14 protein-coding genes are annotated in these 16,138 nt (G+C 41.5%); all 14 read right to left on the reverse strand.

Features of this window, described 5'->3' with window-relative positions; genetic code table 11:
* Positions 1–181: 181 nt before the first annotated feature.
* Positions 182–793 (reverse strand): YczE/YyaS/YitT family protein, encoded by a 612-nt coding sequence (locus tag I588_RS10290; protein ID WP_010755087.1) that lies wholly within the window; start codon positions 791–793, stop codon positions 182–184.
* The gene (locus tag I588_RS10295) at positions 786–2,684 is read right to left on the reverse strand and encodes a BglG family transcription antiterminator (RefSeq protein ID WP_010755086.1); all 1,899 of its coding nucleotides are present in this window, start codon (positions 2,682–2,684) and stop codon (positions 786–788) included. Before I588_RS10295 ends, I588_RS10290 begins: the two co-directional genes overlap by 8 nt.
* Positions 2,685–2,738: 54 nt before the next feature.
* Positions 2,739–4,181, reverse strand: coding sequence for a glycoside hydrolase family 1 protein (locus tag I588_RS10300; protein WP_010755085.1), 1,443 nt, complete (start codon positions 4,179–4,181; stop codon positions 2,739–2,741).
* 12 nt (positions 4,182–4,193) lie between these two features.
* Complete coding sequence (locus I588_RS10305; protein WP_010755084.1) at positions 4,194–4,535, reverse strand: PTS lactose/cellobiose transporter subunit IIA; 342 nt, start codon at positions 4,533–4,535, stop codon at positions 4,194–4,196.
* Positions 4,536–4,563: 28 nt separating this feature from the next.
* Positions 4,564–5,832: a PTS sugar transporter subunit IIC gene (locus tag I588_RS10310; protein ID WP_010755083.1), complete on the reverse strand. Its 1,269-nt coding sequence runs from the start codon at positions 5,830–5,832 to the stop codon at positions 4,564–4,566.
* A 3-nt stretch (positions 5,833–5,835) separates the two neighbouring features.
* Entirely contained in the window at positions 5,836–6,141 is a 306-nt protein-coding gene (locus tag I588_RS10315) for a PTS sugar transporter subunit IIB (RefSeq protein WP_010755082.1), read from the reverse strand.
* A gap of 193 nt (positions 6,142–6,334) precedes the next feature.
* Positions 6,335–7,102, reverse strand: coding sequence for a helix-turn-helix domain-containing protein (locus tag I588_RS10320; RefSeq protein ID WP_010755081.1), 768 nt, complete (start codon positions 7,100–7,102; stop codon positions 6,335–6,337).
* 17 nt (positions 7,103–7,119) lie between these two features.
* Entirely contained in the window at positions 7,120–7,863 is a 744-nt protein-coding gene (locus I588_RS10325; protein ID WP_010755080.1) for a recombinase family protein, read from the reverse strand.
* Between the two features lie 197 nt (positions 7,864–8,060).
* Positions 8,061–11,390, reverse strand: coding sequence for a hypothetical protein (locus tag I588_RS10330; protein WP_010755079.1), 3,330 nt, complete (start codon positions 11,388–11,390; stop codon positions 8,061–8,063).
* Positions 11,391–11,500: 110 nt separating this feature from the next.
* Positions 11,501–12,148, reverse strand: a complete 648-nt coding sequence (locus I588_RS10335) for a hypothetical protein (RefSeq protein ID WP_010755078.1) — start codon at positions 12,146–12,148, stop codon at positions 11,501–11,503.
* A 12-nt stretch (positions 12,149–12,160) separates the two neighbouring features.
* Positions 12,161–13,009 (reverse strand): BsaA family SipW-dependent biofilm matrix protein, encoded by an 849-nt coding sequence (locus tag I588_RS10340; RefSeq protein WP_016250044.1) that lies wholly within the window; start codon positions 13,007–13,009, stop codon positions 12,161–12,163.
* Positions 13,006–13,776: an LPXTG cell wall anchor domain-containing protein gene (locus I588_RS10345; RefSeq protein WP_010755076.1), complete on the reverse strand. Its 771-nt coding sequence runs from the start codon at positions 13,774–13,776 to the stop codon at positions 13,006–13,008. Before I588_RS10345 ends, I588_RS10340 begins: the two co-directional genes overlap by 4 nt.
* A gap of 41 nt (positions 13,777–13,817) precedes the next feature.
* Positions 13,818–15,134, reverse strand: a complete 1,317-nt coding sequence (locus I588_RS10350) for a hypothetical protein (protein ID WP_010755075.1) — start codon at positions 15,132–15,134, stop codon at positions 13,818–13,820.
* Between the two features lie 61 nt (positions 15,135–15,195).
* Positions 15,196–16,137 carry a signal peptidase I gene (locus I588_RS10355; RefSeq protein ID WP_010755074.1) on the reverse strand — a complete coding sequence of 314 codons (942 nt, stop codon included), beginning with the start codon at positions 16,135–16,137 and terminating at the stop codon, positions 15,196–15,198.
* Position 16,138: the final 1 nt, after the last annotated feature.

Consider the following 16,138-nt stretch of genomic DNA (forward strand, 5'->3'; position numbering starts at 1 on the left):
ATATCCAGTGAGATGTATTAATCTCTACAATCGGGTAAAGCACTATGAAGAAAAAAGCAAAGCTGATTTAGAAGATAATCGTGGACAAAGAAAAGCTCAACAAGAAAGTTTGACACCAGAAGAAGCGTAAATAAGAATCACTCAACTCGAGGAACAAGTAAAACACAAGCAGACGAACCGTTCAAGACAGTTCGTCTGCTTTCATTCTCAAACTAACCTTTGTGCCTAGATTCAGAAACAATTGAATCGTAGGTCCTAACAAAAAGATGGCAAATAATGTACCCCAGCCGACAAAGCTGCCTAGCAGCAAACCCGCTAAGACAATCAAGAAATCCAACAACACTCTTCCTCGTTGCAGCGAGACCTTTAACAAACTGCAAACACAAAACATCATGCCCTCTAAAGGTCCTGAGCCTAAATCAGCGGCTAAATATAAAGCTGTACCCGCAGCCATAATTAGAAAACCGAAGAAGGAAACCATCAGCTGATCGTGCAGCCCTTCAACACTGTCTATAAACGGCTGCACCCAGCGAATCGTTTCACCTACTAACAAAGTATTAATCACACTGCCAATTCCCAGCATTTTTCGATTATATAAAAAACTGACTGCTAAAAATATTAGACTAATAATCTGACTCCAGCGGCCGAAGGGAATACTCGTATGCTGCATCAACCCACTGATTAAGGTACTAACCGAATCCATTCCCTGACCAGCAGTCACAATTACCTGTATCCCTAGTCCCATCAGCATTGTGCCGATGCAGACCTGAATAATACGTCCGACTTTATTCATCCGCTTCAACCATCATTTTCAATTTCAAAATAAATTCATCATAATCCTCGCTCATACTCAGCTGCTTAGTGTTCACCGGCTCCGAAACGATCTCGATAAACTTCTCGAAGAAATCATTGAAGGTATTGGCTTCCTCCTTATTGATTGCAATAAAGGCCACCAGCTTCACGGGGTAATTCGCCCAGATTAGCGGCTCTTGCAGTGTCATAATCGCAACTCCGCTTTTCTTGGCCTCAAGCTCAACCGAGTGAGGTACCGCAATCCCAGAAGGAAAGCTGGTGGGTGACATGCGCTCCCGTTTTTCTACTCGTTGAATAAAGTATTCATCCACCAAGTCAGCAGCTACCATTTGCTGGCACAGCTGTTGACGAATCTCCTCTGGATTTAGTTCCGAGGGATCAATTTGGTTAAAATATAATTCCGGCAAAATAAAGGCATCAATGGCTTGATACATGCGTTTCTTTTCTCGCTGTGATTTGACTGCCTCTATTCGGTTTTCAATCTTTTTAATGTCCTTGGTGGTCAGAAAAGGATGAATAAACACTGAACCGGCATGCGCCGAGGCTACCCTGCGATCCGTTGTCAACAGCAAGTCGCAAGCAGCCAAATTCTCAGCCTGACGCTCAGTGACTAGAACTACCAGACTATCACTGAATTTCTCCTGAATTTGCTTGCTTAACTGCTGACCAATGTCGTGATAATCATTCACAATTAATCGAATAGTAATCTGATTTTGATGATGCCGCTTCGTCTCCAAAAAGGCGCCAATGTGCAAAGCAATAAAGGAAATCTCATCGTCGTTGAACCAGATATCCAAGCGTTCCTGAATCAGCGAGGAGATGTACACTGCTAAGTCATAGGTCAAAGGATAGGCCGTTTTGATATCTAATAAGCTGCTGTTGCGAGTAAAGGTTTCATAATGAGAGCGGTAGTACAGACTTTGAATATGGATCGCCAGCTTATTGAAAAAATCCTGATCGTGCAGCTCCACTAAGTAGGTTTGCTCCACTTCATACAGTACATCCTTGAGTACACGGATAATTTTAGGATCAACAAAGGTCGATAGCTGCTGATCGCTCTCTTTTGCTAAGTTTTCGTTTTGCATACCAATAAATAATAAGGACAGCTGCTCTAATTCCATTTTCGAAAAATGAATGTCATATTCCTGAGCCAGCGAGTCGCCAATTTCTTCGGCTAATAAAAATTCTGGCTTCTCTTGTAATAGGGGAATGCTGGGGCCAATATTCAGACTGTGTCCTTGACGAATCCGTTCAATACTAATGGCGTAATGCAGCACAATATTGTTCAAAGAATACTGATTGATCTGAATCTCGTGAGCTGCCAGCGTTTGTTGGATGGTCTGCTGCAGCTCTTCCAACGAAATGTAGCCAATCATCTGCTGAATACTGTGCTTTAGTTTTTCTTGCAGATCACTTTCGTTATACAGCAAAGAGATCAAATAGCGGCGTTTGGCCCGTTCTGGTCCCGTCAGCTTAACAAAATCCTGCTCAAAAGCAATCTGAATCGCATCGTTGGTAATTTCCTTTTTTAATTGCTGGATATCATTCTTTAAGGTTGATTCTGAGACAAACAGCTTTTCAGCCAGCTCAAAGACATCGACACCTTTAGAAGAATGCTTTAAAAGCTCAAGAAAAATGCGCGACTTTCGATCCTCCACCCCTTCTTCAGCAATTGCTACCGCTGAATTTAGCTGATAGCCTAAATGACTGGTTAAAACAAGTTCTGGTGTTTGCTGGTTGATTTTTGCGACACGATTGCGAATGGTTCGGGTTGTACATTGGCAGAATGCGGCCAGCTCCTTGGAGGTAACCCACTGCGGCTGCTTCTTTTCTAAAAATCCAACTAATTCCTTTTCTTTTTCCGTCAGCATCGTCTCACCCCTATTCAAAGAAAAGCTGGCCAAAGGGACCAGCTTTTCGATTCGTTACAGCTGCTCGCCGTTTGTAGCGATTACCTGTTTATACCAGTCGAAGCTGTCTTTTTTAATTCGTTTGCCGCTGCCGTTCCCCTCATTATCCAAATCTACATAGATAAAGCCGTAGCGTTTTTCCATTTGAGCTGAGGAACAGCTGATGATATCAATCGGTCCCCAAGCACAGTAAGCAATTACGTCTACTCCATCGTACATTGCTTGCTTCATTTGTGCGATATGCTCAGAGAGATAAGAAATCCGGTAATCATCATGCACCTTGCCATCCTCCAGCTTGTCATACATCCCAAAGCCATTTTCGGCAATAATTATCGACTTGTGGTAGCGATCCCAGTATTGTGACAAGGAATTGTATAGTCCCTGCGGATCAACCGCCCAGCCCCATGGATTGGCTTTAAGATTGGGATTCGGTGTTACCGAAGAAGGATTCATATCATTCTTTGTGGAGTCCACCATCTGCGAGTAATAATAAGAGAGACCTAGATAATCCATTGGATGAGCCTTCAGGAGTTGCTTGTCTTCTTCTGTAATTTCCAAGTGGATATCATTTTCTGCAAAATAGTTCAGAGCATATTGCGGATATTCCCCCTGAAACTGAACATCTGTGTAGAAGTATTGCATCCGGTTACGACGCAGCGCCAAATTCACATCATTCGGATCACAAGAATATGGATAAGCTGTACAGTCTGCCATCATTGTACCGATCATCATCTCAGGATTGATGCTTTCCGCATATTCCTTCAACAAGGCACAAGCGATAAACTGATGGTGCACCGCCTGATAACTAGCCTCTAAATAATTATCTACCGTATCGTAAGGGATCGCCGTTGAGTTAAAAGGCTCAAACTGAATCAGATTGACTTGGTTAATGACGATCCAATACTTCACTTTGTCCTTGTAGCGATCCAGCACAACCTTGCCGTATTTTACAAACAGGTCAACCACCTTGCGATTGTTCCAGCCGCCATAGTTTAAAGTAATCTCAACCGGTGTTTCATAATGCAGAATGGTAATAATCGGTTCCATTCCTAAGCTGAGAATCTTATCGATTAATCGATCATAGTAAGCTAAGCCAGCTTCATTGGGTTCCTCTTCTTCACCGGTTGGAAAAATTCGTGTCCAGTCAATCGACGTCCGAAAGTTTTTAAAGCCCATTTCGCTTAACAGCTCTAAATCTTCTTCATACGTATGATAAAAATCAATGCCATGACGCTTCGGATAATAACCCTCCGTATCTGCCATATTCGCCTTCACATCCGCTAACGACATTCCTTTATGCTGCTCTTCGGCAATCTCAGCATTGCTTTTGTCAGGATAATACTTGTGCAAATCAGCCAGGCTGACGCCCTTTCCATCAACTTTATAAGCACCCTCTGCCTGATTGGCAGCAATCGCGCCACCCCACAGGAAATCTTTCGGCATTTGATAATTTTTCAAGTTGCTTCCTCCTTATTTTTGACTAAACGCTTCAAAAAGCTTCACTAAATGCTCCCCAATTAAAATTTCGCTTTGAGCAGTCATCAAAGTATCCTGCGCATGACAAAACAATGTCGAGTAGCGTATCTGTTCACCTGAAGCCTCCAGCTGCAATGTATCCGTCTGAAGACCATGAGCGACGACTACTTCCTTGCGAGCAGCTGTCACTTCAGTTTTAGCCTTTTCAAAATCCATTGTTTCTAAGCTTTCTAATGCCTGAACTAAATGATCTCGGGCATTGCCAGCATGAACCAGAATATTCATGGATAACTGGTTCAGCTGATCGTTTTCTTCTATATAAGTTGTCTCTTCCATATGCGACCTCCTGCTTTCGTTGCTAAGCTTATTGTGCTGCTGCGTTCATTTGTGCTTCTTCTAATGCATCCTTTTCTTCCTGTTTCAATAAAGAGTTATCGTAAGCCTTAAAGAATGGCAGGAAGATCAACCAAGTTACCGCAAAAATAATGACACTTACTACAATGGCCCGCCAATCCTGTGTTGCCAAATAAGAGGTGATTGGATAAGGCATATACCATAATAAGAACGTCTGGGAAGGGATATTTACCAGCCCCAAGGACATCGTCACATAAGCAATAGTCGGAACAATAATACTGTTGATCCACATTGGCACCATCAAGTAAGGGTTAAATGCAATCGGTGCACCAAACACCAGCGGTTCATTAATATTAAAGATGGACGGAACAATGATCGCCTTACCAATCGCCTTCAGCTGAGCGGAACGACTCAAAATCAGCATCATTACTGACAAGGCCAGCGTAGTTCCAATTCCTCCCATCGAAGAAAAAGCATAACAAGTTTCTTGCGTAGCGATATGCATAGCTTCGCCGCCACTTGCGACTGCTTGGGCATTTTCCGCTAGACCTGACATATACACCGGATAGATTACCGGCATCATTACCCAACCAGAGATCCCAAAGGTATATAAGAATACCGGAATAAAAACGGATAACACAAAACCAGGGTAAGATTGAACAATTTTCGCCAGTGGGCTGAAAATCAAGATAATCACATCAAAGAAATCCACTTGCATTTGGAAGGTAATTAACCAACCGACAAATAAAACAAAGGTAATCGGCAGCAAGCTGTTAAACCAACCCACCACGAAATCTGGAATCGGCGTATCTTCATCAAAGAATGATTTCTTGACAGCTAAATTCATAACAAACGCCACGAATAGTCCAGTAACAATTGACAAGAACATCCCAGTTGACCCAAAACGAGAAAGAATAAAAATTGCTTCGCCATCCTCCGTAATCGTCGGAAACAGCAGCATCATAAACAGAACCAATGAGGTAGAACCGGAAATCAGCTTTTGCCCGCCGTGACCTTTCTTTTCCATTAAATAGTAAGGAATTAGAAAAGCGACGACTAACCCATACATCCCAAAGGAGAAGCTGCTGATCATAGAAAAGTCTGGCATCCCACTAAAAATGTTCCCCAATAAAGAAACGACTGTCACTAACGAACCCACAAATACTAAAGGCAGTGCAATCATAATCGAATCCTGAATCGCTGAAATCCACGGATTCTTCACGACCTTATTCACCTTAGGAGCAAAGGATTCCGTCATAAATTTCATAATATTATCCATCAATTAATCCTCCAAACTTAGAATCAAGTCCAACGCCTTTTCACCATTTAACGCTCCGTAAACATTTTGCGGAATTACCGCTGCTTTCACCTGTTTATCTTTTGTTTGTTCCTGAATATCATTTAGCATGTAAGACAAATGAGGCCCAATCAGCAAGTAATCGATTTCATTAATTCGATCATCTAACTGTGATTCACTTGCCGCCTTTACCGTTACCCCCACGCCACGCTTCTTAGCTGCTTTTCTGATTGCTGCCGCCATAAACCCGCTGGAAGCACCGGACCCACAAATTAATAGAATATTTTTCATTTTCTCCACCGCTCTCTTTTCTTGATACTCTTATTATAGGAAGTCCAGACCTCCCCCACAAACTTACTTTTTTCCTATGGGTAGGAAAGAGGAAAAAAGACTGGAAAGGATGCTTTCCAGCCTTGGATACTATATGATCGTGTATTTGATGGAAAAAACACCCAATCATCAGTGATTGAGTGCTCTTGGTTAACTAATTCATCGCAGAATAATACTTTAATTCTTCCAGCTGCTGAGAGTTTTCTAGCCAGTATTCGTAAAAGGAACTGCTTAATTTGTAGCCCCTGCCCCACAAGGTAGTGATGGTTTCGCCCTTAATACCATGCAATTCGAATTTGTGCTTCAATTTGTTGATTAAGCAAGATAGCTGGCTCATGTTTGAAGACGTACTGCCATCCTGCCACAAGTAATTGCATAGTTCTTGGCGAGATAAAACGCCACTAGTAGAGTAGGATTGGATGAGGCATTCAAAAACGCGTTTCTCTGTTTTGGAGAGACTCTTAATCAATAACTTCAAATTATTCGGAGTGGTTTCCTCTCCTGGTGTCGTTGGGAAGTTCAGAATCTGATTACCTGTCACTGCATCTTGTTTCACTTGTTGCTGCAGTTCGTTCATTTTTTCGCGTAAAAGTTCATAGCTGGTTTCTTTTGATATCCAGTCGACTAGGCCTCGTTCTTGCCAGTAGGCCTGTTCTTCTTCATTCGGAATAGTTTCTACTACTCGCAAAACCAATAGAGGATGATTTTTTAGCATTTGCAGAATATGTTCAACTTCCGAATTACATAAACTTTCACTCAAGATAATCCATTGGAAATAAGAAAGAAATGGGCTGATCGTTCCTGCTTTTAGCCGTTTGAACAGATCTGTTGAACAGAGAATTTCACAATTCATTCGTTGTAATTTCTGAACCAGCGGCTCTTCAGCCAAGGAGTTTTTCGTTAAAATAAGTACGTGTTGCATGGGGACTCACCTTCTCTTTAAATTTTTGGTGTTTTCTTCTCTTTCATGGGCGGCTTGGTCTCGATTTCTTCAGTATCAATCAGTACGTTCCACAGGATGACTAAAGTTACAACTACACAAATAGCTACTTGAATCCATAGCTGGTCAAAATAAGATTCAGCTAGTTTGATACTAAAAATTGCCAGCAGGAAACAAACCACTAGGATAATCGCTAGTTGGACTTGTTTTAGTTCCTGTTGCACACGATACGCTGTCTCTATTGGTACACGTTTTTGCTGGGCTACCTGTCGAACGGAATTTTTCTCGGCTAAAAGCCAGATCATTTCACGATACAGCTTTCGTGCTTCTGGTTCCTTACTAAACAAGGAGTAAGCATCTTTACTGCGATCTCGCTCTTTTCCTGCCTTGACTAGCACTGGATGGAGTAACCGATCGTTGCGTAAGGACCAACGAAAAACTTGGCGCCATTCTTCAATGGTGAGTTGAGGCAGGTTCAATACATCCAAGGTTAACTCCTGTGTTTCCAACTGATCCAAGCAAGCCAGCAGCTGGCGATAATCACGGGAAATAACTTCCCAAGAAGCAATTACTAGATGATCACCTGGTTGAGCAAAGTTCATTAATGCCTGGAATTCACTTGTTGGTGAATGTAGAGCTTCCACCTCTTGTGCGCCATCAGAAAAGAGTTCGTCCACTGGGTAATCTTCCAGCATATCCAATTGTTGGGTCAGTTGAAACCCGCGTGCATAGCCAAGATTCATCGTGTCCTTCCTCTTTCTGTTGAAGTTTTTCGTTTGATATTATTCGGTTGCGGCCTTCTCAACAGCAACCGAGTCATTTTTTCCTGCAAGTCCTGTTGGCTTCGCATCAGCGAGAACAGTAGATAGCTTTGAACCAGTACAATCAGGCCTAGTACCAGTAATAATAGATAGACCACGTTCTGCCTCGCCTCTTTCGTTTACTTGGTTTTGATTTTTCCTAGGTCGTTCTTTTTGTAGTCCCAACTGTAGGGTTGTGGGCCATCTTGATTCAGCTTAGGTTTTAGATAAATAGTAATAAAATATTCTTCGTCGTTGTAAAGCTCGTCCCGCTTGAAGATTAAAGAAGCTTTATTGCTATTTGCTTCAGTTTTCCCTGTGTGGCTTGCACCATTTGGGTCTGCATTTCCTAAAGTTAGATAGTTGCCTACTATTTCATAATATTCAGGGATAATTAGCTTCAACTCCAATTCATCCAACGGATCATCCATGTGGTCTGCATTCACAGCAATCGTTTCAAAGGCTGAATTATCGGCATTCTTACCTGATGAAATCCTTACCTGTCGTAACTGATCTGCATTTTCTATTGTTGTTCCAGACACTCCATCGTAATCATTGGTCGCCATTCTTAAGTAGCCTTCTTCAGGTACGACCAACTGATTGGAATCACCTACAATCACCTGGCGTACATGCAAGAGTATATCGCCTGTGAGTGTGACATCTAGTCCTCCAAGAGTAGGCTTTGTCGTTCCGGCCTGATGATTGCCATCCACGGTTCCATCCCATTCATAACGAATCATAGGTGCTCCATCCGGTGGACTGGAATCGATTAAGCCAGGTTGAGTAGCTGATTTAATCGCATTAAGATTGACTACTTGTAGTTTGGAAGAATTGGTTGTCTTATCTGCTAATACAGGCAGCTCAGTATCTGTTTCATGAGTAGAATCATAATAGTCATACACACGAACATTGCCTCGATCTAATACATCGGCTGCAGTATGTCCACTTCTTAACCGAAATGGCAAAGAATAATCATCTGCATAATAGACTACACCATTGGTATCAGCAGGCGTTACCTCTGGATTAGTTTTACTATTTGGCACTGTATTTTTTGTGGTAACAAAAACCCAGACCCGATTCCTGATTTCAATGCCGTTTTCAGGTTTATAGATCACATCGACTGGATAAGGTTTTGCGACCTTTGCGTTTTGAAGTGCTTCTAGCTGATCCACATTTATCACAACTTTGCTTGACAACTTATTAGTATCTGTTCCATCTTCATCTATAGTTGCATTCGCTGTATTCCAAGCCATTGTTTTTGCCAACTCTTTGAATTTGTCAGCATCAGGCATAGAAGTATTTAGTTTATTCAAAGGAATGTGGAAGTTTTGTGCGTCCAGCATATACTCGTCCTCTACCTCTGTTTGTGGTGTCTTACTATTCACCCATCGGGATGTTGCAGCAGGTTGATTTTGTGTGTCTGTTACAAAATACGTCACAAGCTGTGGTCCAGTTTTTGAAGCATCAAATCCTAAACTTTTCCATTGAATTGATGCGGAAATATCCTTAGGGTTTCGATTAATACGTTTTTGAAGCCATTCTTCTCTTTCAGCAGATGTTCCAGCAATGGAAGAATCATTGCTATCAAAATAATCGTAAACTTTGATTGCAGAAGAGTCTGCTATAGTCCCATTTTTTGAGCCGGTAATTAGCCAGCGATCTAAGGTATTCCATTCTCTATAATTAGTTGCAACAGGATTAGTAACAGCTTTATCAGTAATGTCTACTAAAATATTATTATCACTGCTTATTATTGGTGCATAATCATCATTGATATTCAATGTACCTATAAATCCACAATTACTTGAAGGATTTCCAGCTGGATTAAGATAGATACCTTGGGGACCTTCATCGATAGTGTATGTTTGATTAGGAAAGATATCAAAATCGTTTGTAATCCCCCCTATAAAAATTTTGTTATCTTGGCCTTCTAATGCATAATCAGCGGATATCGATCCGTCCACCTCGAAAGCTCTCAAACTTCTAATATCCAGATCATCAGCGCTACCTGTTATTCCTTCAACCGTACCATTTACGAAGAAATGACTTCCTATGGTTGGATTAGCTGGATAATAATTGGAAGCAAATTCTCCTGTTAGACTAGTAGTTGTTCCATAGTATGAGAAAGTCCCATCTGTATTCTTAAAAAAATTTATATTTGTTGCTCGAGGATACACTTTAATTATTTCATCTGTATAAGTATTTAAATCCACACGAATTAATTGAGTTTCTGTTTGATTTTCCACAGTGAAATAAATATATTCACTATTACACATATTCTTTATCACTTTATAAGAATGGTTATTTCCAGTTACAATATCACTTTTTATTTGTTCCACAGTCCTATGCTGGTATACACGTTCCTTCAAAATTGGATTTACCATCCCTGGATTTATGTCTCCCCTTTCTTGAACGTTAACATTCGCATCAAAGACTTGGAAGGTCTGCTGGTTTTTCCGTATTCCATGTTGATATCCAGCATAATTTATCAGTCCAAAAATATAATTGTCTAACTTATATATATCTGACCCGCTCACTGAACAGACATTAGCTCCTTGCGACTCATCAAGATTTAGTTCTTCATACATCAATAAAGATTCTAAGGTATATTGATAGGTGGATTCACTGTTAAATCCTCCTGTTTCCCATCCGCTATTATTTATGGCTCCTATTGAAATTCTTTTTCTGTAAACACCTGGAGAAGCAGGATGTCCTGGATAAGATCTACCAATGATTAGTGCATCATTCGAATAATTTGAAAATTGATCAATGATAATATGAGTATCAATTTTAAGTGCAGTATTAGGATTCCCCGTAACAACCCCTACCGGATATTGGTACCGGTCAATTGTTACGGGGGTTGATGTATCATTTACTGTGTACCTAAACCAAGTATTATTGAAAGTTGTTACTAAGAAAGTGTTGTTGCTCCTGTTATATATTTTAGTGCCAACTCGAAGATTCACATTATGTCTTGTGCCAATACTATTTGATGCTAGTTCGTTCCCCTCTTTATCATAAACAGCTGTTCTAGTAATTCCACCAACACCGCCACCAGCTATTTGAAAGAGCACAAAATAATTACCATTTTCTGTTTCCTCGATACTTTGAATGTTTACACCTATATCAGCACCATTCGAAGCTCGTTCACTACCATAGGCACTAACGTTTTCCTTATTTAAAACTGGAACCTTATCACTTCCTTGAACATAGCCATCAAATTGCGATCCTAAATCCCTAAGCACCTGCTCTTCCAACTGTGTTGCATCTAAAGGAACTGTAAACTTCGTGCCGCCACTTCCTAATTCAATTGTACTAGCGGGATGGGCAGACACATGCTTTTTTTCCTGAAAAAAACTTACTAAGAAAACAATGCTTGATAAACAAACTCCTAGAATACAAATCAGTCCTAAGCACTTTTTCCAGCTTCTATTGTTTGACAATTTTTGATTAAATTTAACCTTTCTCATCCCGATTCCCTTCTTTCAATACTCATCAAATCAATGTTCTACTTACTAAAACACTCACCTCATGAGTGTTGTTTCTTTTTATAAAGAGACACAGCGGGGAAACTGCATCTCTAATTTTCTGTTTTTCCCGTTAATGCTTCATCTACTATCTTTAAAGGATCTCCATTCACACTAGGAACAACACCTTGCCACCAAGCGTCACGATATACATGTTTCGCACAGTTAATGGTTTCAACCTTTAGTGAGATGGTGAATGTGGCATCATGATACTGATCACTTATTTGAGCGGATAATCTGATTTTTTCAAAAAGCGCTGTTGTTGGCTTACCAGGTTCTAGTGCCTCCTTAATATAGTAGTAATACCCATCTTCTCCATCTACCCATTCAGTCGCATCCAGTCCCTCTAAAATCAAATCTGTTCCAAGCTTTAAGGACAATATCTGATAATTATCAGGATCTCCAGCAATGCTCGTTCGGACCTCTGGCAAAATCATCACTCGTACGAATTGATTGATTGTACCGGTATTTTTAATCTTTACAGTCTTTGTAACCGAAGTATTCTTTTTTATCTCTTGAATACCTTCGTTGAAAACTTCGTCCAGCTCGGTTTCTACCTGCCCGATTAAAAAATCATTCTCTTTCTTGTCCTCTGCCGTCATTGCTGCATACACTAAATAACTTCCACCAAGCAATAGGAGGAGACAACTAACTGCAATGAAAAGATAGAACTTTCGACGATTTTTTCTTCGCTGCTTCATCTTGCTCCTCCTTTACTTGACTAGTTTATCTTTGTATAACTGATAGGCATGATCATCGGTAGGTTGAATTCCCCAGTCACTGATTAGTTCGTTGGTCAGGTCATGGGCATTCATCTCAGGAACTAATTTGTACAAGGCTCCTTTGTGTTGATTCTCATAAGCTGCACTTAAAGTAACACTATCCAACAAATTAGGCGTAACTTCCGTTGGTTGAAGAACCTCTGAATAATAGAAATATCCCTTCTCGTAATACCAGTAATTGGTGTCACTAGCAGTTGGAGGCATACTTTGATCAAAGACTTTTCCAGCTTCAAAGTTCAATTCAATAGACGGTAAAGGATTTGCTCTTGTTCCTTTATAAGGATACGTCTGATCTATCAAGGCAACGTTTGCTTTGTAATGCGTATTGGCCTTCGTTCCATACGTGTTGCCAACAACCCAGGTATTGGTTTTCTTGACATCAATCGTTGTTGCACTGGGTGTGCCATAGACTTTCAAATCCCCATTGCCATCACCAATACCATGATTGTCAGTGACATCTGTTTCAAAACCAACGAAGAATTCTTTTAGAGAAATGCGCACAATTGCTGGTGTTTCTCCCGTGTTACGCACTCGAACGTTTTTCTCCTTCGTGGTTCCTGGTGACCAGTGAAAGACTTGGCCGAAGTCTTCTTCTACAATCGCTGACAACTTTCGATGATTGGCATCCGTCCGGTTGACCCGTTCATCGGCAGAGGTAATCCACGCATAGGTACTGCCTACGATTAATAACAAGCTCAACACTAGAGAGAAGCAGGCGAACAGTCCTTTACTGCGGACAAAGGTCTGAAATAGATGTTTTCGCTTTTCCTTCTGGTTCATCCCTGCTCCTCCTCTCGACGTTTTTTCCATAGAAACAATGCAATCATTACCAGTAATAAACCAGTCAGAAACATGTAGACCACTTGTTCACCTGTTTGCGGCAATAGCTTCCGACTAGAAGGGTTTCCTTGTCCAGTGGACGGCAAATTGCCTGATCCTCCAGACGAACTGGGGATTGTGGGTTCAGATGGTTGCGTTGGTGTCGTAGGTTCCGTTGGCTTCGTCGGCTGTGTGGGTTCTGTTGGTTGATCTTTCGTTCCCACAAAGGTCCACAGAAAATCTAACGTGCTTTTTGTTTTCAAATTCTCATTGGTCAAATCAGCATCTATTACAAAGGTTGCTTGCATGATTTTGTCTGTTCCATAGGTACAAACACCTAATTCCAGAGGTGTCTTACTCCAATCTCGACTGGCATCCCCCAGTAATGGACCATGATAAATTTCTTTGCCATCTAAAACCAAGGTCATGGTAATATGATTCTTCCAGTCCACCGACCCGCTGGAGTCAATCTCTTCGACTAACATTCCTAAGGAAAATGGTTCTTCCAGATCCAAGCTGCGAATCGTAATCTCTTTTTCAAAGACATCTCCGGGGAGAATATCTACTAAATCAATGTAGTACTCTCCCTCAGAGGTGGCATACATCCCATCGGAATCGCCGATCACCATGCCGGGGGGAAGTGCTTTTGCCGCTTGCACAGTGGACATGCCGCAAAAGAAGAAACAAAAACACAGGATACTACTAAATAAAATCCTAAGTTTTCTCAACCTCTGTCACCTCTCCCTTCTTTTCATGGCGTGCTCATAGCCTAGATGCCTGCTTTAAGTTTGTTTACAATTGCTAATGTATCGCCTGTTGGTGTTGAACCGCCACCTAATTCCCAACCTGCTGAATCAGTTAGTGCATCCGCGTTGGCTTGAACGGCTTCCATTTTCACTACTAAATCGTAAGAAGCATTCGTATACTCTGTACCCATTGCACTTTCAAAGACTAGTTTCTCCAATAGATTCTTGGTTGTTTCACCTGATTTCACTGGTACAGTGTAGTAGAACCAACCATCATCCTTGTTGTATACCCACTTGTCACTACCTAGAGTAGCGATGTCTGTAACATCTGCACTGTAGCCGATCTTGATCTCACTCTTACCTAAACCTTTGGTATCTGCTTGAACGTCTTTTTTACCTGTTGCTGTTGGGATTTGATTCGTTACTGTTGCTGGTGTAACCGCTGGTAGGTCTGTAGCGGCAGCATAGCCTAATCCACCGAAGGTATAGTCATAGTCAACACTGTAACGGACACCGTCTGTTCCCAGCAACGCGCGACCGGTTGCTGCACCGTCTTCATCTGGTAGAGATGATTTTGCCCAGTTGACAGTGGTATTCTTGTACCCATTTTCGTAGTAACCGTATTTCACATTGGTCAAGGCAAAGTTCCAGTCTTTGGCATCCAATTTGCTGTTTTCATTGGTTACTGAGATATCGAAAGTCATGGATTGGTATTTATTTTTACTTGCATCGTAACCAGTATCGCCAGGATTTTTTCCATTGTTGTCCGTATGAGTAAAGTATTCATGCATCATTTTTGCTTCATAACTAATTTTTTCAGCACCAGTAACTGGGTCAACCGTCTTTCCACCCTTAACCAATAATTTTGCATTGTCATCTGCTGGCGTTGCCAACCCAGTAATTTGTCCAGCTGGCACTTGGACAAAGCCATCTTTATAGGTTTGGTCTCCATTGAAATTAATTGGCATATGTTTGTTCAATCCTGAATCATTCGCTACATAGGTGTATTTTGCACCCGTAACTGAACTTGGATCATACTTTTCTGCACCTAATTTGTCCAAATGTTTCAACACTTCTTCATAAGAAACTCGAACAAATACACTCGCTGTACCAGTATTCGATACGGCAACTTCTTTAGTTGCTTCAGTTCCTGGTACCAATGGTTTTGGTTCCCAGGTTTCCTTTACTGTCACGCTGTTGTCACTTACTGCTGCAGATTCCGCCCGGTTAATCCGTTGATCCTGCGCAGTAATCCAGGCGAATGTCCCGGAGATGGCTGCGATTAACGCCAAAGCCGCTGCGGCAGCCATCAGCTTTTTCTTTTTACTATTCTTCTTCATTCCTTTTTTCCTCCTATACATCCTTTTTTCTTTTTATATAAATACTTGTACAAACAAGTAGTTATACCCCTCTTGGATAATTCCTTTGTTTGGTGGGTCTTCTCACTGGTTCTGGCTGTAGAAAATATGCCTTCAAAACTAGGAAGAAGCCAAAGGTAGACAAGACACATACCAGACATAACCACAGATTTTCCTGTACAAAGTTCAAGACACTCCCCATTTTAGGAATGACAAAGGTGACTTTTCCGTAAACTCTGTCAGCAAAGATTGGTGGATCCTTACTGTTATTGGCGTCCCCTTTGGTAACGATGTAGTCACCTTCTTGTCCGTTTAATTCAGTTAATCGCTCCACCATTCTATGGGTCAGATAACGATCGCCTTCCCCAACCTGAAAAGTGACAATATCTCCTTCTTTGACTTGACTGCCATCGGTCATCTTCACTAACACAATATCTCCCGCATAGAATCCTTTCGACGGAGAATCCGGCTGTGGTGCCATCGAATCTGTCAAAACCTGGTAAAAGCGATAGCCAAAAATAGCCGCATCGGACTTTTCACTAAAGGCAAACATCAGCGAACTCAACAAAATCCCTATCGTCAACGTGTAAAAGAACAGGTTATACACGAATAAGAAAATCTTGCGATTCGTAGATTTCTTGGCTTCTTGTAGTGGTGGCGCTCCTTGTTGGACAGGTCTAGGACGTTGTGGTCGCGCTCTTGGCGGTATTGATTGATTCTGATCATAAGGTCGCGACCGTTCATATCTTTCCGATACCCTTCGAGAAGGATAGGAACCTCGGACGGGTGGAACCTCTCGACGAGGATAGCAGCCTTCTCGTCCTCGATTAACTGGTCGTTGCGGTGGATAGGATCTTCGATCGTCATACTCATCTTCGTAATAGTCATATCTTCTTGGTGGTCGGTGGCTCGAAGGGGCCCTGTCACGATACGGTGGTTCATCAAATTCATAGTCATGATCCCGGTATTCACGTTGTCTCGACATA

This window comes from Enterococcus pallens ATCC BAA-351, from assembly GCF_000407485.1.
GTDB lineage: Bacteria > Bacillota > Bacilli > Lactobacillales > Enterococcaceae > Enterococcus_A > Enterococcus_A pallens.

Coding starts and splice junctions, on each gene's coding strand:
- I588_RS10290 (WP_010755087.1), bottom strand. CDS start 793: ATGAATAAAGTCGGACGTATTATTCAGGTCTGCATCGGCACAATGCTG.
- I588_RS10295 (WP_010755086.1), bottom strand. CDS start 2,684: ATGCTGACGGAAAAAGAAAAGGAATTAGTTGGATTTTTAGAAAAGAAG.
- I588_RS10305 (WP_010755084.1), bottom strand. CDS start 4,535: ATGGAAGAGACAACTTATATAGAAGAAAACGATCAGCTGAACCAGTTA.
- I588_RS10310 (WP_010755083.1), bottom strand. CDS start 5,832: ATGGATAATATTATGAAATTTATGACGGAATCCTTTGCTCCTAAGGTG.
- I588_RS10315 (WP_010755082.1), bottom strand. CDS start 6,141: ATGAAAAATATTCTATTAATTTGTGGGTCCGGTGCTTCCAGCGGGTTT.
- I588_RS10320 (WP_010755081.1), bottom strand. CDS start 7,102: ATGCAACACGTACTTATTTTAACGAAAAACTCCTTGGCTGAAGAGCCG.
- I588_RS10325 (WP_010755080.1), bottom strand. CDS start 7,863: ATGAATCTTGGCTATGCACGCGGGTTTCAACTGACCCAACAATTGGAT.
- I588_RS10330 (WP_010755079.1), bottom strand. CDS start 11,390: ATGAGAAAGGTTAAATTTAATCAAAAATTGTCAAACAATAGAAGCTGG.
- I588_RS10335 (WP_010755078.1), bottom strand. CDS start 12,148: ATGAAGCAGCGAAGAAAAAATCGTCGAAAGTTCTATCTTTTCATTGCA.
- I588_RS10340 (WP_016250044.1), bottom strand. CDS start 13,009: ATGAACCAGAAGGAAAAGCGAAAACATCTATTTCAGACCTTTGTCCGC.
- I588_RS10350 (WP_010755075.1), bottom strand. CDS start 15,134: ATGAAGAAGAATAGTAAAAAGAAAAAGCTGATGGCTGCCGCAGCGGCT.
- I588_RS10355 (WP_010755074.1), bottom strand. CDS start 16,137: ATGTCGAGACAACGTGAATACCGGGATCATGACTATGAATTTGATGAA.